The 25,701-nt window shown below is 48.9% G+C and carries 28 protein-coding genes; 2 read left to right on the plus strand and 26 right to left on the minus strand.

Going from position 1 to position 25,701, the window contains the following annotated elements; all coding sequences use genetic code 11:
- Positions 1–112 precede the first annotated feature (112 nt).
- Complete coding sequence (locus KNP03_RS05695; protein WP_214826507.1) at positions 113–964, plus strand: DUF3800 domain-containing protein; 852 nt, start codon at positions 113–115, stop codon at positions 962–964.
- 26 nt (positions 965–990) lie between these two features.
- On the opposite strand, the gene nth is transcribed toward KNP03_RS05695, so the two are convergent.
- From nth to bshB1, 14 genes are all read right to left on the minus strand, one after another.
- Positions 991–1,650 carry an endonuclease III gene (gene nth / locus KNP03_RS05700; RefSeq protein WP_214826510.1) on the minus strand — a complete coding sequence of 220 codons (660 nt, stop codon included), beginning with the start codon at positions 1,648–1,650 and terminating at the stop codon, positions 991–993.
- Positions 1,650–2,234, minus strand: coding sequence for a DnaD domain-containing protein (locus KNP03_RS05705; RefSeq protein ID WP_214826513.1), 585 nt, complete (start codon positions 2,232–2,234; stop codon positions 1,650–1,652). The genes nth and KNP03_RS05705 overlap by 1 nt, the downstream gene beginning before the upstream one ends.
- 65 nt (positions 2,235–2,299) lie before the next feature.
- On the minus strand, positions 2,300–3,601 hold the full coding sequence (gene asnS, locus KNP03_RS05710) for an asparagine--tRNA ligase (protein ID WP_214826516.1): 1,302 nt from the start codon (positions 3,599–3,601) through the stop codon (positions 2,300–2,302).
- A gap of 20 nt (positions 3,602–3,621) precedes the next feature.
- Positions 3,622–4,809, minus strand: coding sequence for a pyridoxal phosphate-dependent aminotransferase (locus KNP03_RS05715; RefSeq protein WP_214826519.1), 1,188 nt, complete (start codon positions 4,807–4,809; stop codon positions 3,622–3,624).
- A 20-nt stretch (positions 4,810–4,829) separates the two neighbouring features.
- A complete protein-coding gene (locus KNP03_RS05720; RefSeq protein WP_338082723.1) occupies positions 4,830–5,291 on the minus strand; it encodes a hypothetical protein in 462 nt (153 codons plus the stop codon).
- A 20-nt stretch (positions 5,292–5,311) separates the two neighbouring features.
- Complete coding sequence (locus tag KNP03_RS05725) at positions 5,312–5,497, minus strand: YpmA family protein (protein ID WP_016509977.1); 186 nt, start codon at positions 5,495–5,497, stop codon at positions 5,312–5,314.
- 64 nt (positions 5,498–5,561) lie between these two features.
- Positions 5,562–8,372: an ATP-dependent DNA helicase DinG gene (gene dinG, locus KNP03_RS05730; RefSeq protein WP_214826525.1), complete on the minus strand. Its 2,811-nt coding sequence runs from the start codon at positions 8,370–8,372 to the stop codon at positions 5,562–5,564.
- Positions 8,373–8,480: 108 nt separating this feature from the next.
- Positions 8,481–8,864, minus strand: a complete 384-nt coding sequence (panD, locus tag KNP03_RS05735) for an aspartate 1-decarboxylase (protein WP_214826538.1) — start codon at positions 8,862–8,864, stop codon at positions 8,481–8,483.
- 5 nt (positions 8,865–8,869) lie between these two features.
- Positions 8,870–9,700, minus strand: a complete 831-nt coding sequence (gene panC, locus KNP03_RS05740) for a pantoate--beta-alanine ligase (protein ID WP_214826541.1) — start codon at positions 9,698–9,700, stop codon at positions 8,870–8,872.
- The gene (gene panB, locus KNP03_RS05745; protein ID WP_214826544.1) at positions 9,697–10,533 is read right to left on the minus strand and encodes a 3-methyl-2-oxobutanoate hydroxymethyltransferase; all 837 of its coding nucleotides are present in this window, start codon (positions 10,531–10,533) and stop codon (positions 9,697–9,699) included. The genes panC and panB overlap by 4 nt, the downstream gene beginning before the upstream one ends.
- 223 nt (positions 10,534–10,756) lie before the next feature.
- On the minus strand, positions 10,757–11,719 hold the full coding sequence (locus KNP03_RS05750; protein WP_214826546.1) for a biotin--[acetyl-CoA-carboxylase] ligase: 963 nt from the start codon (positions 11,717–11,719) through the stop codon (positions 10,757–10,759).
- Positions 11,692–12,831, minus strand: coding sequence for a CCA tRNA nucleotidyltransferase (locus KNP03_RS05755; protein ID WP_214826549.1), 1,140 nt, complete (start codon positions 12,829–12,831; stop codon positions 11,692–11,694). Before KNP03_RS05755 ends, KNP03_RS05750 begins: the two co-directional genes overlap by 28 nt.
- Positions 12,828–13,949 carry an N-acetyl-alpha-D-glucosaminyl L-malate synthase BshA gene (gene bshA, locus KNP03_RS05760; protein ID WP_214826552.1) on the minus strand — a complete coding sequence of 374 codons (1,122 nt, stop codon included), beginning with the start codon at positions 13,947–13,949 and terminating at the stop codon, positions 12,828–12,830. Before bshA ends, KNP03_RS05755 begins: the two co-directional genes overlap by 4 nt.
- A complete protein-coding gene (gene bshB1, locus KNP03_RS05765) occupies positions 13,946–14,629 on the minus strand; it encodes a bacillithiol biosynthesis deacetylase BshB1 (RefSeq protein ID WP_240544489.1) in 684 nt (227 codons plus the stop codon). Before bshB1 ends, bshA begins: the two co-directional genes overlap by 4 nt.
- A 112-nt stretch (positions 14,630–14,741) precedes the next feature.
- Here bshB1 and KNP03_RS05770 point away from each other — a divergent pair, with 112 nt between their 5' ends.
- Positions 14,742–15,617: a YitT family protein gene (locus tag KNP03_RS05770; RefSeq protein WP_214826558.1), complete on the plus strand. Its 876-nt coding sequence runs from the start codon at positions 14,742–14,744 to the stop codon at positions 15,615–15,617.
- 85 nt (positions 15,618–15,702) lie between these two features.
- Here KNP03_RS05770 and KNP03_RS05775 read toward each other — a convergent pair whose 3' ends face one another.
- From KNP03_RS05775 to aroC, 12 genes are all read right to left on the minus strand, one after another.
- Positions 15,703–16,167 (minus strand): GreA/GreB family elongation factor, encoded by a 465-nt coding sequence (locus KNP03_RS05775; RefSeq protein WP_214826560.1) that lies wholly within the window; start codon positions 16,165–16,167, stop codon positions 15,703–15,705.
- A gap of 39 nt (positions 16,168–16,206) precedes the next feature.
- Positions 16,207–16,890, minus strand: a complete 684-nt coding sequence (locus KNP03_RS05780) for a zinc metallopeptidase (protein ID WP_214826563.1) — start codon at positions 16,888–16,890, stop codon at positions 16,207–16,209.
- 38 nt (positions 16,891–16,928) lie between these two features.
- Positions 16,929–17,546, minus strand: coding sequence for a DUF1405 domain-containing protein (locus KNP03_RS05785; RefSeq protein WP_214826565.1), 618 nt, complete (start codon positions 17,544–17,546; stop codon positions 16,929–16,931).
- A gap of 89 nt (positions 17,547–17,635) precedes the next feature.
- Entirely contained in the window at positions 17,636–18,430 is a 795-nt protein-coding gene (locus KNP03_RS05790; protein ID WP_214826568.1) for a menaquinol-cytochrome c reductase cytochrome b/c subunit, read from the minus strand.
- Between the two features lie 33 nt (positions 18,431–18,463).
- Positions 18,464–19,135 carry a menaquinol-cytochrome c reductase cytochrome b subunit gene (gene qcrB, locus KNP03_RS05795; RefSeq protein WP_214826571.1) on the minus strand — a complete coding sequence of 224 codons (672 nt, stop codon included), beginning with the start codon at positions 19,133–19,135 and terminating at the stop codon, positions 18,464–18,466.
- Between the two features lie 15 nt (positions 19,136–19,150).
- Positions 19,151–19,654, minus strand: a complete 504-nt coding sequence (locus KNP03_RS05800; protein ID WP_214826575.1) for a QcrA and Rieske domain-containing protein — start codon at positions 19,652–19,654, stop codon at positions 19,151–19,153.
- Between the two features lie 110 nt (positions 19,655–19,764).
- Positions 19,765–20,205, minus strand: coding sequence for a DUF2487 family protein (locus tag KNP03_RS05805; protein WP_214826578.1), 441 nt, complete (start codon positions 20,203–20,205; stop codon positions 19,765–19,767).
- 161 nt (positions 20,206–20,366) lie between these two features.
- Complete coding sequence (locus KNP03_RS05810) at positions 20,367–20,900, minus strand: ReoY family proteolytic degradation factor (RefSeq protein WP_214826581.1); 534 nt, start codon at positions 20,898–20,900, stop codon at positions 20,367–20,369.
- 23 nt (positions 20,901–20,923) lie between these two features.
- Positions 20,924–22,198: a tetratricopeptide repeat protein gene (locus KNP03_RS05815; protein WP_214826584.1), complete on the minus strand. Its 1,275-nt coding sequence runs from the start codon at positions 22,196–22,198 to the stop codon at positions 20,924–20,926.
- 36 nt (positions 22,199–22,234) lie between these two features.
- Positions 22,235–23,485 (minus strand): 3-phosphoshikimate 1-carboxyvinyltransferase, encoded by a 1,251-nt coding sequence (gene aroA, locus KNP03_RS05820; RefSeq protein ID WP_214826587.1) that lies wholly within the window; start codon positions 23,483–23,485, stop codon positions 22,235–22,237.
- Entirely contained in the window at positions 23,486–24,535 is a 1,050-nt protein-coding gene (locus KNP03_RS05825) for a 3-dehydroquinate synthase (RefSeq protein ID WP_214826591.1), read from the minus strand. It lies immediately after the preceding gene.
- Positions 24,529–25,692, minus strand: a complete 1,164-nt coding sequence (aroC, locus tag KNP03_RS05830) for a chorismate synthase (RefSeq protein ID WP_214826595.1) — start codon at positions 25,690–25,692, stop codon at positions 24,529–24,531. Before aroC ends, KNP03_RS05825 begins: the two co-directional genes overlap by 7 nt.
- Between the last annotated feature and the right edge of the window lie 9 nt (positions 25,693–25,701).

Raw genomic sequence — 25,701 nt, forward strand, 5'->3', positions numbered from 1 at the left:
CTTATTCTTTTAAAAAAGGTGCAATAAGTGTGCAATAACCTCGTTAATGAACCCATTGTTACCTATTTGGAAATTTGTTTAAATTGTTCTAGAGCCGTTTTGGAGGGATTGGATGGAAAGTGGAAAGAAGTATGTCATGTTCGTCGACGAGACGGGGACACCGAAAGGAAATACTCAGTTTAATTTGACAGGTGTATTGATGGAGTACAAATATTCGATTGATGCCGACGAAACCGGTGCTCCTTGTGAGCTGAAACGTCGTCTGCAAGCATTTAAACGGGATGTATTCAATACGGAGCAAATCCCGCTTCATTTAAAAGAAATTTTGAAAGCCGAGCATCCATATGGAAAGGAAGATGGGATCACCATCGATATGTTGCGTGATTTTTGGGATAAACTTCCGGACTTCTTAAGAGATATTGACTGCACGATTGTCAGTGTCGAAGTCGATAAACAGAAATTGCATGATTTCTATTCAACTCCGAAAGACCCGTACGTTGTAGCATTTGCCCATCTAATGAAATCATTTTATGCATTTTTGGAAGAGACCGAGGCAGTCAGTGCACGGGTCGTCATCGAATCACGGGATGATTACCAGAACCTGCTCATTCAAAAAGCGTTCTTCGATATCTTCAACTCAGGTACGGTCCACTTGGATGTGGAGAAGAGTCGTCAAAAAATTAAAGGCTTCATCTTCTCTGAGAAACAAAACACGATGTACCAATCCGGTTTAGAAATTGCCGATCTTGTCTGCTTACCGCTCTCACGCGTGCGACGCGGTGTCATCGAAGTGAAGCCACGGTTCGTCCATTATGGGGACGAGAACCGAATCTTTAAAGCCATTAAGGACAAAATCTACATCCGTAGAGAGAGTCCCGATCAGGATTTCCGCAACTGGGGATTCAAAAAGGTACCGATCACCAAAAAACGACGCGAATGGAGCGACCATCCGTGGAATCAATAAAAGCTGTCCCTCGAGGACAGCTTTTTTTATGATGTCGCTTGTTTCGATTTTGTCCGTTTCTTTCCTTCCCGGCATAAATGCAGGAGCGGGCATGCCTCACAGGCTGGTTTCTGTGCTTTGCAATGATAACGACCAAAGAAAATAAACTGATGATGCAACTGTGACCATTCTTCACGCGGAAACTTTTTCATCAATGTCTCTTCAACTTGCCTTACATTATCTTTCCACCGACAGATTCCGAGACGTTTTGAAACGCGTTCCACATGTGTATCGACCGCAAACGCCGGTTCATGAAATGCAACCGATAAGACGACATTCGCCGTCTTGCGACCGACCCCCGGCAACGCTTCAAGCGAAGCGCGGTCCGATGGCACAATGCCGCCATGCTCGTTCACGATTTTTTCAGATAGTGCCTTCACGTTCTTCGCTTTGTTTCGATACAAACCAATGCGTTTGATGCGTGATTCGATTTCGGACACATCGGCCGCCGCCATCGCTTCTACCGTCGGAAACGCCTCAAATAAACCGGGCGTTACCTGATTGACGAGTGCATCCGTCGCTTGAGCTGATAATGCGACCGCTACGACGAGTTCAAATGGATTGCGATGCGTCAATTCACAATGAGCGTCTGGAAACATGCGACGCATCGTGTCAGACACTTCACTCAATTGGGCTCTTGTCAACATCACTTGTTCCTCCGTTGATACTCTACCAAATCTTCTAATGATTCGACGTTATGGTCTTGCCACACCCGTAAAATCTTATCCATGTATTTGAAGTTTCGTACATTTCGAAGTTTCGCCTCTCGTAATGCTGCCATGATGAGCTCTTCGTTAAAGCCATCCTCTGTCATCCAACCAACGATTTGTTCAATTTCAAACGGGGTGATCGTACCAAACTCCCGTTCGAACGTATGGATAATATTTTCATTGATGGACGGTTCAGAAGATTTCACTTCTGAACTTTGTAGCGCTTCAAACAATGGGAGAAGACTATAACGCTCTCCATCGGTTGACGCATCGATGGCAATCAATTCTTTTTGTAACAGACCGAGCAGGACACTCCGTGCCTCATTTTCAGGAACGTTCATCCGGTCGCCCAGCTCGCTCGGCAGCGGCATCACGATTCCCTCACCTGTCATTTCGAGAAGATGAACAATCAAACTGAACTCAACAGGTGAAATATTTAGTCGCCTTGCGTCCGTGAACAATTTCCGTGGGACAACGACCGGGCTTTGTTCGAACAGTTGAACCAATTTATGTGCATCCATATCGGACTTCCTTTCTATAACAAATGAATCGGGGAAGACGTCATACGTCATCCCCGACAAAATCTTTATGGGTGAATACGGTTTAGAAGACGTGGGAACGGAATCGCTTCACGAATGTGTTCGATCCCGCTGATCCAAGCCACTGTACGCTCAAGACCGAGACCAAATCCAGAGTGTGGGACTGATCCATATTTACGGAGTTCGAGATACCAGTCATACGCGTCTGTCTCATCAAGACCCTCTTTGATGATTTCTTCTTTCAAGCGGTCATAATCATCTTCACGTTGTGACCCTCCGATGATTTCTCCGTATCCTTCAGGAGCAATCAAGTCAGCGCAAAGGACGAGTTCCGGGTTTTCCGGGTCCACTTTCATATAGAATGGCTTGATTTCTTTTGGCCAATGTGTGATGAAGACCGGCTTGTCATGTGCGTTCGCAATCGCCGTCTCATGAGGGGCTCCAAAGTCATCCCCGTAATCGATATCGTCAAATCCTTCTTCTTTCAAGAACTTGATTGCATCTTCATAGCGGACACGCGGGAACGGTGCCTGGACTTTTTCTAACTTCTCTAAGTCACGTCCAAGGAGTTCAAGTTCGTTTTTGCAATGCTCGAGCGCCGATTGGGCGATGTATGTCACATACTGTTCTTGAATCTCAAGGTTCAAATCGTGGTCAACGAATGCCATCTCAGGCTCGATCATCCAGAACTCGATCAAGTGACGACGCGTTTTCGATTTTTCTGCACGGAATGTCGGACCGAACGAGAAGACTTTACCGAGCGCCATCGCTGCAGCTTCCATGTAAAGTTGTCCAGTTTGTGAAAGGTATGCCGGTTGTCCGAAATAGTCCGTTTCAAACAATTCCGTCGTTCCTTCCGGTGCGCTGCTCGTAATGATTGGAGGATCGATTTTGACGAATCCTTCTTTGTTGAAGAACTCGTACGTCGCACGAATCAATTCGTTACGCACTTTCATGATTGCATGTTGACGACGTGAACGGAGCCACAAATGACGGTTGTCCATCAAGAATTCTGTACCGTGTTCTTTCGGTGTGATTGGATAATCAACCGATTCAGCAATCACTTCAAGCCCCGTCACTTCAAGTTCGTAACCGAGCGGTGTACGTCCGCCGTCTGACTTGACCTTTCCTGTCACCCATACTGATGTTTCTTGCGTTACACCTTTAGCAAGGGTAAACAGTTCTTCTTCTACGTCTGCTTTGACAACGACCGCTTGGGCAAAACCACTTCCATCACGAAGTTGAAGAAAAGCGATTTTCCCGCTCGAGCGTTTGTTGGCGATCCAGGCACCTACCCGGACTATTTGTCCTTCATAATCTTTAAATTGGTTAATCGAAATTGTTGTCATCTGCTCTTCCATCCTTTCGCTTATCGAGTGTCGCGTGTAATGAAGTCTTCCACTCGATCGAGCGCTTCTAGTACGCGTTTTAATTCTGTTGCATAGGACAAGCGAACATAATCATCTTGTCCGAACCCCGATCCGGGAACGAGCGCCACATTAGCTTTTTCAAGCACGGCACCACACCATTCGTCTACCGAATCGTAACCACTCCTATTGGCTGCTTCTTTCGCATTCGCATATAAGTAGAAAGCCCCTTGTGGTTTCAGGCAATGGATGCCCGGGATTTTTTTGAGACGATCGTAGACGATCTCGAGGCGCTCCTCGAAAGATTTACGCATCATCTCCACATCATCTTGAGGACCGTTATACGCTTCGACAGCGGCTGCCTGGGCAATCGATGTCGGGTTTGACGTCGAGTGGGACGCCAAATTCGTCATTGCCGCGATGATTGTCGCATCTCCCACGGCATAGCCGATGCGCCAGCCGGTCATGGCGTGCGATTTGGACACACCGTTGATAATGATCGTACGCTCCCGCATATTTGGTAACGTAGCAATCGAGACAAACGAAGCGTCCCCATAAATCAACTTTTCATAAATCTCGTCACTCACGACAAGCAAGTCATGACGTTCCACGACGGCTGCTAACGCGGTTAACTCTTCTTTCGTATAAATCATACCGGTCGGGTTTGATGGGCTGTTCAAAATGACCGCTTTCGTACGGTCTGTGATGGCATGGTCCAACTGTTCCGGAGTCAATTTGAAAGCCGTTTCTTCGTTCGTTTCGACATACACCGGTACACCGTCAGCCAGTTTGACCTGCTCCGGGTAACTTACCCAATAAGGTGTCGGGACAATGACTTCATCCCCTTCGTCAAGAATGGCTTGGAACAAAGCATACAGTGCGTGCTTCGCCCCGGAAGCGACCATCACTTCGTTACGTTCAAATGCCAACCCGCTGTCACGTTTCGTTTTCGCGATGATTGCATCCTTCAACGCGACCGTCCCGCCGGATGGCGTATATTTCGTATCCCCTTCTCGAGCCGCCTCACATGCAGCTTCAATGATTCGTTCAGGGGTATTAAAATCAGGCTCCCCCGCACCAAGACCGATGACGTCTTGTCCCGAAGCTTTCAAAGCCTTTGCCTTCGCCGTGATGGCGAGCGTCGTTGAAGGTGTCAATTGTTTCACACGTTTTGCCAATAGATGTTCCATCAAAATCCCCCTCTATTTCGTCACATCGCGTCCGTCAACTGGACACGACGAATAAATTCTCCCGTTTGAAGCGTGTAATACGAATAGGTGTAAGACGTATCCGCTTTTGATACGACTTCGATGAGTGCCCGCTGATCAAATCCATACTTACAACTGACGAGCGTGCCGCCGGTTTCCTGAAGTGATTGTTCACAAACCTCATCGGCATGCGTCGAGCCAATCTCACGCTGTTCGATCTCCAAATCCTGGTCAACCGGGACGAACCAAATTCCCTGTTCCTCTTCTTCAACGAATACGATGTATGCGTCCGTCCCGTTATAGAGTTCTCCTCGGTTAAGGAGGAGGTCCGGGTGTTCCTCAGTCAGCCGAAGCTCCGCTTCCTTAATCATCTGGTTTTTATTCTGTTCGGTATAGCCGATTGTGAACCAATACATCGTTGCAAACACGAGGACGACGCCGAGTACCGCAGTCAGCAAGGCCACAATCACTTTTGTTTTAGTCGTCATTCTGTCCGATAGATGGTGAAGACCATCTCTTCTTTCTTCGGATCATTTACTTTTTTCTCTAACGCCAATCCGAACATCAAATCTTGGCTCTTCAACGTACGATTCAATAAATCTACAATTTTATAAACGTCTGCCGTCGGCTCAATTCGGACAGTCGCAAGCGTCTCAATATTCGAATTCATCCTTATTCCTCCTTCAAAACACTATACGTATCATTATAAAGCGATAATTTCACGCTGCCTAGCGTTATCTCGGATTTCTTGCTGTGCTCTTTTCCTGTTCATCCAGAAACAACTCCAACTCGGCAAGTGACGTTTCGAGCGTTTCGTCAATTCGGTCGACTTTCGGCAAACTATTTATAAACTGCTTTCCGTAGCGTGTCGTTTCGACACGTCGGTCGAAGACGAAAATGGCACCATAGTCCTCCTTCGAACGAATCAATCGACCGACTCCTTGTTTGAAACGAATGACCGCTTGCGGGAGAGATAATTCAAAAAATGAAGACTTCCCGTTCGCCTCGATCTTTTCAGATCTTGCCTGCATCACCGGTTGATCAGGTGGAGCGAACGGTAAACGAACGATGATGAGACACGTTAACGCTTCACCCGGAATATCGACGCCCTCCCAAAAACTAGCCGTACCGAACAAAATTGACTGGTCGATTCGCTTGAACTGTTTCGTCAACCGGCTTCTGGACCCTCCGCTCACACCTTGGGCAAGGAGCGTATAAGACGGATCCAATTGGTCCCGCACTTGCTCGTGCGTTAAGCGAAGTAATTCATTCGACGTGAACAACACGAGCATCCGACCTTTCGTGACATTCGCAATCCGCACAATCGAGTCGGCTGTCTGATTCACAAACTGTGTCAGCGGAACATCGTTAATTAAAGGAATGTCTGTAGGCACAAATAATTTTGCTTGTTGCTTAAAGTCAAAAGGTGACGGCAGAACGACTCGCCGGACCGTCTGCCCTTCTAAACCAAGTCGACGTTCAATGAAGTTGAAGCGACCCGATACCGTCATTGTCGCCGACGTCAATACTGTAGAACGCTTTGCAAACAAGCGTTCATGCAACAACGGTCCGATTTCAACCGGCTGTGTATACACCGATGTCAATTTTCGATTTGCCAGATTCAGCTCGACCCAACTGACCACATCGTCTTCTTTAGACAACATCGTTTCAAAGATGACACTCTCGAGCTCCCTGATTTCTCCCATGAACGTCTTCAGATCACTGAGAATGGCGCGTTGTTTGAATGTCATATGCTCTTTCCGTTCATCCAACAACCGATGGAGTTGTCGAAGTGAGGTCCGTAAGCTTCTCAGACGGTCTTCGAGTCGCTTTGCCACTTCGCGAATAGGCTGGAACACATGACCCTCACGCTCAAACCGGACCGTTTGCCGGGGTTCCTTTTTCTTTCCGAGTGATTGTAAGGAAGTGAGCAAGTCATCCAATTCTTCCTCGACACGGGCCATCGACGAATCAATTTGTTGACTGAATGCCTCCGCTTCTTCCGTGACGGAAGTCAAATCGGCCAGTTGAATGACGCGCGAGTGGAATTTCCCGTCCGCCCCGTAGCCAAACCATTTGAACAGACGATCAAACTGAATCGCATCAAACGTTACGCCGAAATGATGCGATGCCACCTCTTCCACTTGATGTGCCTCGTCGAGGATCAACGGGGTTTCACTTGGCAGGATGCCTGCTTGATGCTGTAAGTCTGAAAATAACAACGCATGATTCGTGACGATAATATCCGCTTCTTTAGATCGCAGTACGGCTCTCGTAAAGAAATCCCGGCTGTACCACGGGTCAAATCGTCCGAAGTCACCCGAGGCATCTGCTTGAATCAATCGTTTGAACGAAGCGGGTCCTTGCGTCGCCGCCCCGGGGAAAGAGAGTTCTTCTAAGTCCCCGGTTTCTGTCTCCGTCAACCAGACGAGCACCATCGCTTTGCACATCGAGGACAACAAACCGTCGTTGGCTTCATCGAGGATCATTTCGAATTTTCGTAAGTCGATATAATTACGGCGTCCTTTTAGAAGCGTAAACGCGACTTCAGGAAAGATTGCCTTTAAAATCGGGAGATCCCGGTTAAGTAATTGTTCTTGCAGTTGAATCGTGTGTGTACTCACGACAATCGGTTGTTTCGTTTCGAGCGCATGGTGCGCGCTCGGGATTAAGTATGCAAGTGTTTTTCCGGTACCTGTCCCGGCTTCAACTAATAAAGTCGCTTCATCATCCAGCGCTTTATATACATGACGCATCATTTCGAATTGACTTTGTCGTGGTTCAAAGTTTGAGAAAATCGACGGGAGCGTCTCCTCGATTGTTCGATTCAAAAATGGTTCGAACGGTTCCCGCTCCATTTCAGGCATGACAACGTCAGTCAGGCGGCGGAGGGCAATTTTGCGATGAATATCGAATCGCGTTTCGTCGTCCGGACGAATCCCGATCTCACGAATCAATTCATCCAGTAACGGCTCCACGTGACTCGTCCATGCTTCTGATAATTTCCGAAGTCGCTTCAAAGTGACGACCGGCAATTCTTTTAGTCGCTCCAGCATCCGAATAAACAGCTCAGCCGTCGCTTCTGCGTCACTCAGTGCCCGGTGAGCATCCGTGTGTACCAAATCAAATTTCTCTGAAAGTGACTCCAAGGCGTGGCTTTCGAGGGTCGGATATAAAATCCGCGCCAATTCTACCGTGTCGATCGCACGGCCTTGGAACGGTAGATATCCCGCTTGCTCCAAGCTCTCATTCAAAAACGTTAAATCGAATGAGACATTATGCGCCACAAATATTCGTCCATCGAGAATCTTCCATATATCCGGAACGACTTCCTCGAATGTTGGCGAATCTGCCACATCCTCATCACTGATCGTCGTTAACTGCGTGATAAAAGGTGGGATTGAACGACTCGGTCGAATCAAAGTACTGTAGCGCTCAATCACTTCACTACCTCGAACGACGACCGCCGCAAATTCAATCAGTTCATCACCTGATTTGACGGAATGACCTGTCGTCTCTAAATCCACTATCACATACGTGTCCATATCATCCATCCCATCTTTGGCACGCTCGTGCTTTCTGTCTGTCTCATCTTACCATAGAACGAACCATGAAAAAAACGAGGATGTCTTCGAAAGACACCCTCGTCATGCTCATAAAATCGTGTGTGCGATTTCCTCGTACAACAACTGATCAATCTCATTTCGCTCGTTCAACACGGCTACTTTTGGACGATGCTCTTTTGCTTCTTCAGCTGTCATTTGACCATACGCCATAATGATGACGACATCTCCCACCTGGAAGTGTCGCGCTGCTGCGCCATTCAAACAGACGACGCCAGATCCGCGCTCCCCTTTGATAACATACGTCTCAATGCGGGCTCCGTTATGGTTATTTGTAATATGAACGTGCTCATTCTCCATGATGCCGACCGCGTCCATCAAGTCTTCATCGATCGTGATCGATCCCACGTAATGCAGGTTCGCCTCTGTCACGGTTGCTTTATGAAGTTTTGCATGCATAAATGTACGAATCATTCGATTCATCCCCTCTTCCAAATCACATTATCAATCAATCGTGCCCGCTCAAACTGAACAGCCACAGCTAACAATACTTCTGATGAGGCCTCTGTCGCTTCTCCGAGCGTCGGATAGTCGACGAGCTCAACATAGTCAATCCGGCTATCCGGAATCTCTGAAAGTGTTTGAGTCAATTTCTGTTTCACTTCATTGAATGTGTGTCCGGATTCAAGTGCATCACGGGCATCCATCAATCCTTTGTAGATTCGACTCGCGTCCTCTTTTTCGGTTTCGGTCAAATAGACGTTTCGAGAAGATTTGGCAAGTCCTGTCTCCTCACGAATGATCGGACAACGTCGGATTGTGACCGGAACGAAGTAATCACGAACATACCCTTCAATCAATGCCACCTGTTGAGCATCTTTCAATCCGAAATAGGCATGTGTCGGTTGAACAAGATTAAATAATTTCGAGACGATTGTCAACACACCATCAAAATGACCGGGCCGGCTTGCGCCACAGAGCACATCGGCGCCCTGTCGCACAGTGACTCGAGCCATGTCTAGAGGATACATCGTTGCCGTATCGGGATAGAATAGGAGGTCCACCCCTGCTTCCCTTGCCAACTTTTCATCCCGTTCAAAATCTCGCGGATAGCGATCCAAATCCTCATTTGGGCCGAACTGTGTCGGGTTGACAAAGATACTCATCACGACGAACTCATTCTCCCGTCGTGCGGACTCGACTAGACTCATATGTCCTTCATGTAAGTACCCCATCGTCGGCACGAACCCAATCGATTGATGCGCCGGGAGTACTTCTTTTAATTCAGGAATGGTCGAAACGATTTTCATGCCTTCCCTCCATAGAGCGAATCGAGAAGCGACTCGTCCATCGTGAACGTATGTCGTTCAAGCGGAAACTCTCCCGATTTTGTCGCCTCTACATATGACTGGATGGCTTGGGTAGCGGTTTCGTTCAAATCGGCGTATGCCTCGACGAATTTCGGAAGACGATTGACCCCGTACTTCAAGATGTCGTGATAGACCAATACCTGTCCGTCCACTTCCGCTCCGGCGCCGATTCCAATCACCGGAATGTGAAGGGCGTCTGCGATCCGTTTTGCAAGTTGATGCGGCACGCATTCCAATACGAGCATTTTGGCACCGACCCGTTCCGCTTCCAGACTGTCTTGAAGTAATTGTTCTGCTGCTTCTAATGACTTCCCTTGAACTTTATATCCTTCAAGCACCCCGACCGACTGCGGTGTCAAACCAAGATGGGCGACACAAGGCATGCCGACATTCGTTAACCGCTCGATTGTACGTAAGACTTCACCCGCACCTTCAAGTTTGATTGCGTCCGCATGGCCTTCCTGGAAAAGGGAAGCCGCAGCTTGAAGTGTCCGATCAAAATCTCCATGATAGGTCGCAAACGGCATGTCCACGACGACGAACGTCTCTTTTGCTCCGCGACGGACCGCTTTCGAATGATGAATCATATCGGAAATCGTCACCGGAATCGTCGAATCATAGCCAAGTACGACCATCCCGAGTGAATCTCCGACTAAAATGATGTCGACTCCTGATGCCTCGGCCAGCTTGGCTGAGGGATAATCATAAGCCGTTAACATGACCAACTTTTCCTGTTGGTCCATTTTCTTCAACAATGAAGTCATCGTATGCATGTTGCTCTCCTCCTAAATGTGGAGACAGAAAAGAATAAACGCCTTCTTACACATGTGGTAAGAAGGCGCACGAAAACAATCTCATGGTTTTCATGATGTAGTGTCCTTCTGTCCCTGTCATAACGATCAAGGCAGACAAATGAAAGTGACGGTCTGCGAATCAGTACACTTCGATGAACGATAGCGTCCGACACCTTTATTATAGACGATGCTCCCGCTTACATCAATCATTCCACACTGCGATCTCCGCGGAGTAGATGGACTCAATCCGACCCTCACGCTCCATCAGTAGCGCGCCTTCATCCGAGATGCCACGCATCGTTCCTTTACGCTCTTTACCAGAGGCGAGAATAGTCACTTCTTCGCCTAAATAAGCAGCGTGTTGCAACCAATGTTCACGAATCGGAGCAAATCCCTCCTCTAACAATAAGTCATATTCCGCTTCCAGAGAGTTCAAGAGGTGGGCCAACAATTCGCTGCGCCGATGTTCCTGACCTGTCTCGATTCGCAATGAAGTTGCGCGATGACTCAACTCGGTTGGGATGTGTCCGCCATTTACGTTGATCCCAAAACCTAGAATGACCGCTTGGATCCGGTCCCCTTCGGTCTGCATCTCGGTCAAGATTCCCCCGATTTTCTTCCCGTTGAGCAATAGATCGTTCGGCCATTTGATTTTGACAGGGAGTTGTCGATCATTCAATGCCCGTGCGAAGGCACTCGCTGCCATCAATGTCAGTTTGGATGCCTCACGTATCGGCAATTCCGGACGCAAGATGACACTCGCCGCGATGTTTACCTGTTTCGGGTTATACCAATTCCGACCTAACTGACCTCTTCCGGCCGTCTGCTCTTCACTGATGATCAAGGTTCCTTCGGAAGCATGCTGCTGGGCTAGCTCATGCGCAATGCGTTGGGTCGTATCTACTTGTTCGAATGCATGAACCTCTTGACCGAACCGACCTCGACGAAAAGAAACGAAAGCCGGTTCATCGAATCGGTCGGTCTGTTCAATCAGTTGATAACCTGTGCGTGGAATGGTCACGATGGCGTAACCGTCTTGTTTTAACGTTTCAATATGTTTCCAAATAGCGGTACGTGAAATATTTAATTGTCGTGCCAATTCTTGTCCGCTCCATACGTTTCCGTCTTGTAATAACGTTAATACACGCCCTCTCGTTGAAGCCATTTTTTCGCCTCCTCTCTCAAGATTGTTGAATCATTCGGAATTTGTTCGAGTACAACCTGTTTCTCAAGGTCCGCCAATAAATATTTGATCATCGCACCTCTCGCACCGAGTTCGAGCGCATCTCGACCATCAAAACCAAGCTCTTTTCGCGTCCGGATCGCCAACGACTGTTTCAACTCACGGCTTCGGTCTTCCATCCCATGCATGTTGAAATAGGTCGACAAGATCGATTCGCTTGTCGAGTAAATGTGCATCGGATCGAGTTCAGACTCGAACAGAGCTGCCAGGATCGCGGCCTCCCGTTTGATCGCATTAGATCGTTTCCAGGGAAGAAGCCAATTCTCATCTTTAGCGTGATACAAGAAGAGCGCCCACGCACTGACCGCATTCACAGGTGTCCGTACGTCGTGAAGCACCCGATTGACCAGTTCGGTCGATACGTTCGGTAAGAACCGGTGAATACCGAGCTCAACCATTTCGGATAACGCCTTCCGATAGGCGGGACCACACATCATCTTTTCAAACTCGATGGCCACTCGTTCCATGGCGATCTGCTCAAGCTTTTGACCAAGTGCGCTCGCCGCGTCCCGTAATTCTTCCTCCAATGAAAAATCGAGTTGGGACATGAATCGGAACGCCCGCATGATGCGCAGGGCATCTTCTCCGAAGCGCTCGTAAGGGCTGCCTACCGTACGGATGATTTTCTGTTCGAGATCGTTCTGTCCTCCGAACAGGTCGACGACTTGTCCATCATGGAACGCCATCGCGTTCATCGTGAAGTCACGACGCAGCATGTCTTCCTCCAGGGAGACGCCGAGAGAGACATGATCAGGACGGCGTGCGTCTGAGTAAGTGCCTTCTGAACGGAATGTCGTCACCTCGAACGGATGATGGTCGATGATGACCGTCACCGTCCCGTGTTCGATTCCGGTCGGGACAGATTTCGGGAACAACGCCATCACTTCCTCCGGAAAGAGTGACGTCGCCAGGTCGATATCGTCCGGCAGATTTCCTAACACATAGTCACGGACCGCGCCACCGACGATATAAGCCTCTCCACCCGACTGGTTGATCGTATCAATGATTTGTTTCGCATATTCCCACTCGGTCATGACTGCACCACCTGTTCATACAAGCGTTCATACTCGGTCACGACATCATGCGATGCGAACCGTTTCGCATTCTCAAGACCTGTCTGTTTGAATGTGTCCCGCAACGACTGATCGGTCAAAATGCGCTGCATCGCCGCTGCCGCAACTTCTGCATTCCCTCGGGGCACGACAAATCCGTCGACACCGTCCGTGATCACTTCAGGCAAACCGCCTGCATCACTGACAACCGACGGGACGCCGGTCGCCATCGCTTCGAGGGCGACGAGTCCAAATGCTTCTTTATCCGACAATAAGACATGGAGGTCACTGATGGCGAGGAGCGCCGCCACCTGTTCTTGCTTCCCGGCAAAGATGACCTGGTCTTCGAGTCCCATCTCACCGACTTGGCGCCGCATCGCGCCCATGAGCGGACCGTCTCCGACGAGGAGTAACTTTTTGTTCGGGACGTCTAGTCGCGCAAACGCCTCTAAGACGAGATCGACCCGTTTTACCTGACGGAAGTTCGAAATGTGGATGACGACTTGGTCTGCCTCACCTAATCCGTATCGTTCCCGTAACAGCGGGTCAGATTGCGGTTGATAAACCGATTCGTCAATAAAGTTATGGATCACCTGGATCGGTAAATCTCGAGCGATTCGCGCAAACGTCTCTTCCTTCAAACTGTTCGAGACGGCGGTGATTGCGTTTGACTGCCGGAGACCGTAAAGGATGGCCGGCTTCAGCTCCTCATCTTCCCCGAGTACCGTGATGTCTGTCCCGTGTAACGTTGATACGATCGGCGTCTTCATGCCGGCCATTTCTCGTCCGAGGGCGGCACAAACCGCATGCGGCACCGCATAATGCGCATGGATGACATCAAGTCCGAACGTTTGGATGACGCTTGCGATTTTTGCAGACAGCGTCATATCGTAAGGCGGATACCGGAAGACGGAATATTGATTGATTTCAACCTGATGGAACGTGATATTCGGGTGGTAGGCGTTCAACCGAAACGGGATGCTACTCGTTATAAAATGAACGTCGTGACCTCGTTCGGCGAGTTTCATGCCGAGCTCAGTCGCTAAAATACCCGATCCCCCGACCGATGGATAACAAAGAATCCCAATCCGATATTTCATGAGAGCTCACCTGCCTGTTTGAGCGCATATGGCCGAATTCGTTTCAAGCCTTCCGCATACGAGACGCCAATCAAACTCCCGAAATGACGTTCACGCGCCACGACAAGCTCGACATACGCGTCGGTCAGCGGCGTCGCTACGCCGTCCTGCGGAGTGAATTGACTCGCATAACACTGGAGCGCTTGTTTTTTCTGTTCGATTGTATCCGAGATGTCGATACAGACATCCGGTTCCACGTGCGCATTGATCATATATTGATATACACTCGCCGGACGGAAAGCTTCGATTTCCGGTAAGTATTTACGGATACCCGAGTTGAAAAGCGCCTCTTTTACGAGATGCGCACACGCCGCATGGTCAGGATGACGGTCGACTTCATACGGATAAAGGACATGCGTCGGACGCTCAGTTCGAATCAACCGAACGAGTTGTTCCAACTGTTCCGGTCCCCCGTCGATTCCGCGATCCGGGAATCCCATGTTGATGCGCCGGACCCCAAGCACGCGATCTGCGTTTGCTGCTTCGTGTTGTCGGGTGTCGACGTCCCCATTTGAAGAGAGTTCGGCTCTCGTTAAGTCGACGTAAACGACTTCGATGCCCGCTCTCGTCCATTGGGCGGTCATTCCGGAAATCCCGATTTCAATATCATCGGGATGTGCTCCGATTGCTACTACTTTCATAAACATCACCTCTTCTTTGAAAAGTATAGCCGACTCGTTTACGAATGTCATATGTTCAGGGTAGTCAAGGGCTTACTTTTTCGAGTACTCTATTGTTTGGGAGGTGAACCAGATGACGGTACAATTACCGATTCGTTTTCGAAATATTATATTCATCCTAATTGGTTCCTTTATTTTTGCTTTTGGGGTTTATCACTTCAACGTTCAAAACAATCTGGCTGAGGGTGGCTTCACAGGGATCACCTTGATTCTTCGCGGATTGTTTGATATTTCGCCATCTGTTACCAACCTGGCGCTCAATATCCCGCTTTTCCTCATGAGCTACAAACTGCTCGGACGGACGACATTCGTCTATACGTTGATCGGCACGTTTAGCTTCTCACTCTGGTACGCTCTCATCGCAAAATACTCTACGCTCGTCATCGATTTGACGGATGATATGGTGCTTGCCAGTCTATTCGCCGGTGTGTTCATCGGTGTGGGCCTCGGGATCATCTTCAATAACGGAGGGACGACAGGCGGGGTCGATATCATCGCCCGACTCGTTCAACGCTACATCGGATGGTCGATTGGGAAGACGTTTCTCATCTTTGACTTCTTCGTCATCGTTCTCAGTTTGACGTATCTCGATTATCGTGAGGCGATGTATACACTGCTCGCCGTCTATATCGGGGCACGTGTCATCGATTCGATGCAGGAAGGGACGTATGCAGGGAAAGCCGCGATGATCATCAGTGATCACCGCACTGCCATCGCTGACGGAATCCACGCCACAATGAATCGCGGAACGACACGTCTCCTCGCCAAAGGTGGTTATTCGAACCGCGAACTCGAGGTACTTTACGTCGTCGTCGGACGAAATGAAGTCAATCGCCTGAAAACGATTGTAAAACAAATTGACCCTCACGCGTTCGTCACGTTCCATCATGTTTATGAAGTCGGTGGAGAAGGCTTCACATTCGATGAGAACCGAGTTCCATTGAAATAACGGAGATGTCATGTGTTGACGACAAATCATACAAAAGGAGGGGTGACCGCGGTCACCCCTCCTTTTGTATGCAAAACTTCTCGGATCACATTTTGATTTCTACGATTTCAAATTCGATTTCCTCGCCTTGAACCCGGATCACAACGCGGTCTCCCGCCTGCTTTCCTTTCAACTGTGCACCGAGTGGAGAGACAATTGAAATGGAGCCGTTTACCATGTCTGCTTCTGCCGCTTCCACGAGTCGATATGTTTCAGTCGGCTCATCAGGCAGCTCCCGGATTTCCACGACACTCCCAATTCCAATCACATCCGAGTCGACCTCGTCAATCAACTCCGCGTCAGACAACGCGTCTTCGATTTGTAGGTATGTTTGTTCCAGACGTTCATGTTCACGAACGAGTTCCATATACGTGACGTCTTCTCGGAAGTCACAGAATTTGCGAGCCGCCTTCACTCGTTCAAGTGAGGCTTTACGTAATAGGGAGAGTTCATCACGTTTTGCCAACAGTCGTTCATGACCGTCCAAAGTCAATTTGATCGGTTCTCTCATCTCGTTCCTCCTAAAAATAACTCGCCCGAGGGCGAGTTATTAGTCTTCTCGCGGCATGAAAACAATCAATGCCAAACGAATCAATTCTGCTACGGCGACGAGCGTCGCGGCAACGTATGTCCAAGCCGCAGCGTTTAACACTTTACGTGCACCTGTTTCTTCCGAAGCGGTCACGATTCCGTGTGATGTCAATTGCGCCATCGCTCGTTTCGAAGCATCGAACTCGACCGGCAACGTCACCAATTGGAAGATGACCGCCCCGAGCATCATGATCACACCAAGTTGGGCGAGACCCATCGCGCCGAGTAAGAAGCCACCTAAAAGGAGCGGGAACGACAGGTTTGATGTGATGTTCACGACCGGTACGAGGCTGTGACGAACGCGCATCATCTTATAGTCCGTCGCATCTTGAATGACATGACCGATCTCATGCGCTGCAATCGCGGCTGATGAAATCGTCGTCCCTTGATACACCTCACGGGACAAGCGTACGACTTTGTTCGTCGGGTCGTAATGGTCACTCATCAGACCATCGACCATCTCAATCCGAACATCGTGCACCCCGTTTTGTTTCATAATAAAATCAGCGACCTGGGCACCTGTGACACCACTTTGAATCGGCTGTTGTAAATATTGTTTGTACGTGTTTTTCACTCGCATCTGAGCCCATAAAGGAATGAGCATAATCAGTGCAAGATAGAAAATATAGCCACCTAATGACATTTTCTATTTCACCTCTGCGTGGATTTGATAATTCGATTTTACATTCTTATGAACTTATTATCAAGAGAAGCGCGCAGGATTAGAGCATATCCCATGAAAAAACATAATCCGGTCAGCCAGAACGAGCCGTAGCCAATCCACATGATATGCTCGGCAAGTGAAGGATAACGTGGCCATTGTCCGAGTACATAGTCCACGACATCATTATGTAACACCCAGACAAGCGTGATGACAAAAGATCGGACTGTCCACTTCATGAATGGAGCGTATAAGACCGCCTGGATCGCCATCGCTCCATGGGACACCATTAACATGACCGCCATCAAGATTGTGATCGTGGGCGCGTCGTCCGGCAATGCCCGTAAAAACAAACTATTCATGACGACTGCCCATACTCCGTATTTAATCAGCGTAATAAACGCTAACGTCTCAACGAGTGGCGAACGTCGATTTAATATCCAAAGCCCGAGTACGATTGTGAAGAACAGGGAGGCCGTCGGACTGTCCGGGACAAACAACCAATACACGTACGGCGTATCTCTTAACTGCGGCAAGTACCAATAGTATCCGTAAATCGTTCCGAAGAGGTTGATCAAGAAGAGCAAGGATAGCACAAACTTATTCGTCAGTATGGTTTTTAAGTAGATTGGGTTCATCATCTCAATCCTTTTCTACAAATTCACTTTAAAGATTCATACAACGGTATGAAAAAAGTGCAGCCCGGATGTCAGGCTACACTTATGTCTTACTCGTTATTTTCGCCGCCTTCACCGTATGAAGCAATGAATTCAGCTAATACTTGGAGGTCCTCATCTGAACCGTCCCATTGTCCAGCTGGCATCGTACCAATACCGTTTACTGCGATATCAGCGATTTCTTCCGCAGTCTTCGTCGTGCCGACGAGACCTGGAGCCGCTGCACCACCTTCAAGGTTCTGACCGTGACAGTTTACACAAGATTGAGATGAATAGATCTCATATCCTGGTGCTGCTGTATCGATTTCAGGTCCTTCGCCCGGCATTTGGAGTTCACCTTGCTCATGGACTTGATCCCAGTGAGTCGTCTGAACAGACTGCCAAGTTAAGAAGAACACAGACAAAATTCCGAGTAACATGAAGCTGATGGCGACAGGACGCTTCGCCGGTCGACGTTCAAGACCCGTGTCAAGCCATGGCGCAAGCATGAGCGCCGTGAAGGCAAGACCAGGAATGACGATGGTTCCGAGAATGATCCAGTCTCCCGCTGCAAATTGATATTTCAAGAGCTGATACAAGAACAAGAAATACCAGTCCGGAAGCGGAATGTAAGACGTGTTCGTTGGGTCAGCGATATTTTGGAGTGGTGCTGCTTCAACAATTGTCAAAGCGATGAAGCCGATCAAGAAGACCGAACCGACCATCCATTCTTTTAATAAGAAGTTCGGCCAAAACGCTTCTGTGCGTCCTGGATATTCTGAGTAGTCTTTTGCAATGTTTTGTTTCCGATTCGAGATACCTACTCGAGAATCGGTTACAAATTTCATCCCTTTACCGCGATGCATATCGTTTCTCCTCCTTTTTTTCCTCGAATCGGCTTATAGCGGTCCAGAAACCCCTTGTTTACGGATCATTAAGAAGTGGGCTCCTAATAGTCCGAACAATGCCGCCGGTAAGAAGAAGACGTGGATCGCAAAGAATCGAGCGAGCGTGCTGGCTCCGACAATCTCGCCGCCGGCAAGAAGGGTCTTCGCAATACCACCGATGAGCGGAACACTTTCAGCAATTTGAAGCGTAACTTTTGTTGCGAACAATGCTTTCATGTCCCACGGAAGCAAGTATCCTGTAAGACCGAGTGCCAAGACGACGAAGAATAAAAGAACGCCGACGACCCAGTTGAGTTCACGCGGTTTTTTATACGATCCCGTGAAGAAGACACGGAGCGTATGTAAGAACAACATGACGATGGCAACTGATGCACCCCAGTGGTGCATCCCACGGACGATTTGACCGTGTGCAATCTCATTTTGTAAATAGTACACAGACGCGTGCGCGTTGATGATGTCTGGTACGTAATACATCGTCAAGAACATCCCTGACAGGATTTGAATGACGATTGTGAAGAACGTCAATCCTCCAAAACAATAGACAAATGCTGAGAAGTGGTGAGCAGGGTTGACGTGTTCAGGTACTTCATGGTCTGCGATATCGCGCCAAAGCGGCGTGATGTCGATGCGTTCATCGACCCAATCATAAATTTTTTGTAACATCGACTATTCCCCCTCTCACTTCTGTGGAATCGGGCTGCCTAGATATAGGAAACCGTCTTTTTCTTCTTTTTCATAGCGTGCAAGCGGTGCTGTCGGTGGCGTACCTGGAATGTTCGTTCCGTCTTTTTCGTAGCGACCGAAGTGGCACGGACAGAAGAATTCTGTTGGACGCGTCGGATCAGCGCCGTAAGAAACTTGGCAGCCTAAGTGTGTACAGATAGGAGACAAGGCGATAATTTCGCCACTCTCATTTTTATACACCCATGCGGATAATGTTTCTTCGAACTCGTACCATGCATCTTGTGTTTGTTTTTTAAAGTCGACACGTTGCGGCTCAGTCGTGATGTCATCAAGACTCATAACTTTTACTTTGTCGCCTGCTCCTGATTTCTTCAATACAGGATCGATCGCAAAGTTGACCATCGGACTGATCAATGTTGCCGCCATAAAGCCACCTACACCAGTCAGTGTGTACGTCAAGAACTGACGGCGTGTAACTTTTGACCCATTTTGAGCCATTTCGTTCCCCCCTCATTCGTGTGCATAACCCCATATTTCTTTATGCATTCTTCACAAAAATTTCTCACTCAACAAAATAGTATATCAATAAAACCTCTACGTCAACCGCTTCATGTCGCCATCCAACGGCTCGAAAGATCCGTGATGACTTGCGTCGCAAAATTTTGGACCATCGTATGTGCCTGATCTCCTGACATGGAACCTAACGCCAGAGGTGGCACGAATAAAATGGGTAACTCATACGACTTGAAACGGATGTCTGAAGCGATAAAAAGAACGTGAGAAAATCCGGATGAATTGGCTTTTTTCATCACATCTTCCGCCAATCGTGCACCGGTCTCCACGTCAGTATAACTAATTGTCGGACTGAGCATCGTCCGACCAGAAAGTTGACGTTCTGTTTCAACCGACACGGCATGGATGACTTCATAGCTCTCGGCTTTCCGAACCATTTCCTCATCAAATGCCAATTCTGCGAGCGGAACGATGAGCGTATCGACATATTGTCGTTCGGCTAACGAACGAAGTGCGCTCTGACTATCGAACCTCATCTTTTCCCTCCTCTCCATCATATCTCATCATGTCTATTGTAGCGTACATGACTTCGTTCCCTGCAAAAAACTTATGAACGAACTGTGAAATAATTGTGTATTCCTACCTACTTAATATACCAAAAAACAAGCGTCGACCGGAACGGAAGCGCTTGTTTTTTTTAAAATAATTTCGAGGCCCGAACTTGATGCAACTGTGTTGTCAAATTGCGGAACAGATTTTCATCCCGTCGGTCGAGTGCTTTATCGATTTCAATTAAAAGTCGCTCTTCCTCAAATTGTGCCACAGAAGCTTGAATGACCGTTTGTGCGGAAGAAGAGACTTCGTCTTTCACTTCCACTACCGGTTCGAACGGATTTTGTTCCACGATATCGACCCACGTCTCATCAATCATCATCCCTTGGAAATTTAATTCAACGTAAATCGGTCCCTCGTGCAGGCGAATGTCATGATACGCTTTTTCAGGGTTAACAGTCACAAGGTCACCACGTCGATAACGAAATGGTTCGCCATCGAATCCGTATGCAGTCATCACGAGACTTCGCGGTGAAACTGAAGCGTTCGTTACGAAATGGACGTTCCCGAGTTTTTCAGGATGTCTCAACCAATAGTCGATGATCCACTTGGCCTCTCGTTTACGAAGCGTATGATGAGCGACGAATCGCTTTAAGAAGTTCCGTTTCCGCTCAACCATGTAACCTCATTCCCTTCCTCGTTTCATCCTTCAGTATCCAACAATTGCTCAAGTCGTTCCTCAATTACTTGACGGTCTTCAAGGTCGACGACTTGCTGAAGTGCTTCTTCTAACACGCGTTTGGCGTCCTGTCTACGACCTTCTTCTAACAATAGTGTAGCCCATTCGAGGACAAATGACACGTCCTCTTTGAATTCTTGTTCTATTGACGCATATAGCGCAAGAGCTTGCTCATACTCTTCTAATTCGTAAGAGGATTTCGCTTTATACCACGTCATCACAGGCGACGTCGAGTGGTCTTCTAACGTATCAATCGTTTCGAGAACGGCCTCATATTCTCCCGCTCCGAACAAGATCGACAGCAAAAGTTCAGTGGCCTGTAGTGATTCGGGATTTAACACGAGTGCTTCCCTTAACTCTTCGATGGCTTCATCTTGTTTTCCTTGTTTGAGCAACAGCTTCGCTTTGACATGACGAAGTTCATCATTGTAGTCATCACGGGAAATTCCCTGTTGGATGATTTCAAGCGCTTCTTCGGTTTGACCTAACGCGTCGAGTGCTTCTGTATAAGGGAGATAGAGCGAAGTAAAGTCCGGGTCCATCGCTTGCAGCTCTTGGAACTGTTTGACCGCCACCTCTTCACGACCGATCCGATGAGCCGTCATGGCGTGACCGAACACCGTATTTAAGTCACGATGTTGAGCTTTTTCGTATTCGGCGAGGGCCTCTTCAAACGACCCGACCATTGTGAGAGCCTCAGCGTAATCTGCCTGATAATCAATCTCTTCTGGCAAATCAAGTTTCGGAAGGCGCGCGTACAACGAAATCGCTTGCTCAAACGCCCCTGTTGAAGCATACAGTTCCGCGAGTCCATAAATCAGTAACGGCTCATCCGGATTCGCCTCGAGCGCCTCTCTTAACTTTTTAACGGCCACTTCATCTAAACCTTGTGATTGATACAAATCGGCTAAAAGGACCAAGCTTCTCACCTTTGTATCTCGATCATCGGCTTTCACTTTTTCTAGGACGGCGATCGCTTCTTCTTCCCGGTCGCTATCTAAATAGGCCTCCGCCAATGAAAGGGCGACATTGGGATCTCCTTCATAATCCACGTATAAGGTCGATAGTACTTCGATCGCTCGATCGGCAAGACCAAGTTCCAAGTAGAGGTCCGCGATGGCAAGTCGATCTTCATCTGAACCGTCTTTCTCCAGTTCTTCTATATGCATGAGTGCATGCTCGGTTTCACCTGATTCGAGCATCTCGATAATATGGGCTAAAGCTGATTCATCTAACATGTTTGACGTCCTCCTGGCTGACTGAACGGTTTGTGGTTATTCTATCTCACGATGGAGCCGTTGTAAATCTTCGTGGAATTGAGGGTAGCTGATATCAGATGCCTCAATCCCTTCGATTTCGATCCATCCTTTCGACAATAGTCTGGCGACTTGTAGCATCATCGACAAACGATGGTCACCATGCGATTGAACTTTACCTTCTTGGATGGTGCTCGGTTTGACGATAAACCCGTCTTCGGTTTCCTCAAGATCAACTCCAAGCACACCGAGCTCCTGGACCACTGTTTTGATCCGGTCCGTCTCCTTCACCCGTAACTCAGCGGCATCTCTGACGACAGACGGTGTACTCGCTTGAGAAGCGACGAGGGCGAACAGTGGCAGTTCATCGATTTGTGAAGGGATCATCGGTCCTTCGACCGTCGTCCCTTGAAGACGGCTTGTCCGTACGGTCACATCGCCGACCGTCTCTTCACCGAGTTTTCGTTCGTTTTCAATCGTGACATCTGCCCCCATCCGTTGCAACGTCCGTAAAAAACCGATCCGCGTTTCATTCAAGCATACATCGGTCGTCGTCACATCGCTATCCGGAACAATTGCGGCACCGGCCCATAGGAAGGCGGCCGATGACGGGTCTGCCGGAACGTCGACCTCTGTCCCTCTAAGTACGCCCGGCGCGACCCGGATGAAACGACCATCTTGTCCTTCTTCTACCGTCAAATCCGCTCCGAACATCGGGAGCATGCGTTCCGTATGGTCCCGGGACAGCATCGGTTCATGGATGGTCGTCACCCCGCTTGCCCGCAAACCGGCAAGAAGAAGGGCCGACTTCACCTGCGCGCTTGCAATCGGTAGCGTGTAGTCGATTGCCTGTAACGCCCTCCCGTGAATCGTCATCGGGGCGAAGTCCCCTTCAATCTGGGCACCCATTTCCCGTAGTGGCACGGTCACGCGTTTCATCGGTCGTTTCGATAACGAATCATCTCCGGTTAATTGAAATTCACCCTCATAACCCGCCACTAACCCCGCTAATAATCGCATGGTCGTACCCGAATTCCCACAGTCAAGACGAGCTGAGGTGAGTTGCTCTGTTCCTTCGATCACGAACGTCTCTCCTTGTTCCACGACACTCGCCCCAAGCGACTCGATTGCTTGAATCGTGGAACGACAATCTTCTCCAAGCAAGGGGTTCCGAACTACGGTCTTCCCTTTTGCGACTGCTCCGAACAGAAAAGCCCGATGCGTGATTGATTTATCGCTCGGTACACGAATGCTTCCTTTTAGCCCCATTTACGTCCACCACTCTTTCATTTTTTCAAACGTTGCCTGTAACCGGTCGATTTGTACCGGTTCAATCACCACCTCGTCACGTAACAAGACGAAACGGATGACTCCCTTTCGATTCTTTTTATCGTGGGTCATCTTCTCCAAATACGCATCGAACGGCTTCCAGTCAACAGGTGTGACATCCTGTTCGTCCATCCATTTTTTCAAGGAGGCTGCCCGCTGCACATCACCACTCAGCAAGAAAGCGAACACCATGCCGTACAAAATCGCTTCTCCATGAGGGAGACGATATGTTTCAACCGATTCTAACGCATGACCAAACGTATGGCCGAAGTTTAGCCAGGCCCGAATGCCTTGCTCGCGCTCATCTTGCTCCACGACCGTTCGCTTGACGTCAATCCCTTTCGCAAGCCATGTCACCCAATCCATTTCCGATTCCAAGGCTTTAAACAAATCGACCTCGAATGAGGATTCGAGGACGTGACGTGATAAATAGGCATGTTTAATCAACTCCCCAAGTCCGCTCCGAACCTCCAAAGGAGTCAGCGTCTCGAGTCGCGACACATTATAATGAACACCGAGCGGTTGATAGAAGGCCCCAATCGCATTTTTAGCCAATGGATGATTAACCGCCACCTTCCCACCGACGGCCGAATCATGGGCGAGGACAGTGGTAGGGACTTGTATGTAAGGTACGCCTCGCATGAATACGCTCGCTAAAAATCCTGCCAAGTCTCCGACCATGCCCCCACCGAAGGCAATGATGAGCGTATGACGATCGCATCCTTCACGTAACCCTTGTTCGACAAGGCGTTCGATTGTTTGAAGAGATTTCGAACCATCTCCAGGTTCGACGACAGACCAGACGATCTGTTCTGCGAATCGATGTAATTGTGAGTGAAAAGCCTCCCCATGCAGGCGGTTGACCGTCTCGTCGGTGACCACCCAGATTGCCGAACGGTCCTTCCAATAGGAGACGTTCGACATCCAACTGTCCGAGTGGCCAAGCGTCACCTCGTACGGTGTAGATGCAGCAATCGGGATCTTCACCATGTTTTGACCTCCTCACGATAGTCGTTGACGCGTTTTTGCAGACGTTCGACTGTATCATGACCAAACGTTTCGCAAATTTCTCGAGCGATTTCAAAAGCAATGACCGCTTCCACTACTAACGAGGCGGCTGGAACGGCACAAGCGTCACTTCGTTCGATCTGGGCGAGAAAAGGTTCCTTCGTTTCGATATCTACTGACTGGAGCGGTTTATACAGTGTCGGGATCGGCTTCATGACGGCTGAACAAATAATCGGCATCCCCGTCGTCATCCCGCCTTCAAACCCTCCTAAATGATTGCTCATTCTGGTGTATCCGGTCTCAGCGTAATCAATCGGGTCCATCACTTCCGAGCCTGGTCGGTAAGCCATCTGGAACCCGTCGCCGAACTCGATCCCTTTGATTGCATTCACACTCATGACTGCCCTTGCGATCGCCGCATCTAATTTCCGGTCATATTGAACATATGAACCGAGACCCGGCATCACCCCATGCACTTCCGTGCAAACCACGCCTCCAATGGAGTCCCCATTCGATTTGGCTTCATCAATGCGTTGCATCATCTGTTCGGCTGCTTGCTCGTCAATCGTGCGTACTGGCGACTCCTCGATGATTTGTCGTAATCCTGAGAGTGAACTTGTACGCTCGACTTGCGCCTCCACGCCGCCGATGACTTTGACATAGCTAAATACGGAGATATCGAGTTGTTCAAGCAATTGCTTCGCGAGTGCGCCGACCGCGACGCGGGCCGCCGTCTCACGTGCACTCGACCGTTCCAATACGTCACGCAGGTCCCGATGATTATACTTCAATCCTCCGACAAGGTCGGCATGACCCGGTCTCGGTCGCACGACGCGTCGTTTGACTTCAAAATCATCCGCGACCGGTTCTGCCTGCATGACATGTTTCCAATGGGTGTGGTCTTTGTTCTCGATCCAGAACGAAACAGGAGCCCCAGTTGTCCGTCCATGTCGAATTCCGGCCCGTACTTCGACTCGGTCCGACTCGATTTGCATCCGTCGGCCACGTCCGTATCCCGATTGCCGCTTTTTCAATTCCCGGTTAATTTGGTCGATATCGACGAATAATCCGGCAGGCACCCCTTCTATAATGACGGACAGACCGGGGCCGTGCGATTCACCTGCTGTCAAATAGCGCATTTCTCACAC

Source organism: Exiguobacterium algae, assembly GCF_018617875.1.
Classification (GTDB): Bacteria; Bacillota; Bacilli; order Exiguobacteriales; family Exiguobacteriaceae; genus Exiguobacterium; species Exiguobacterium algae.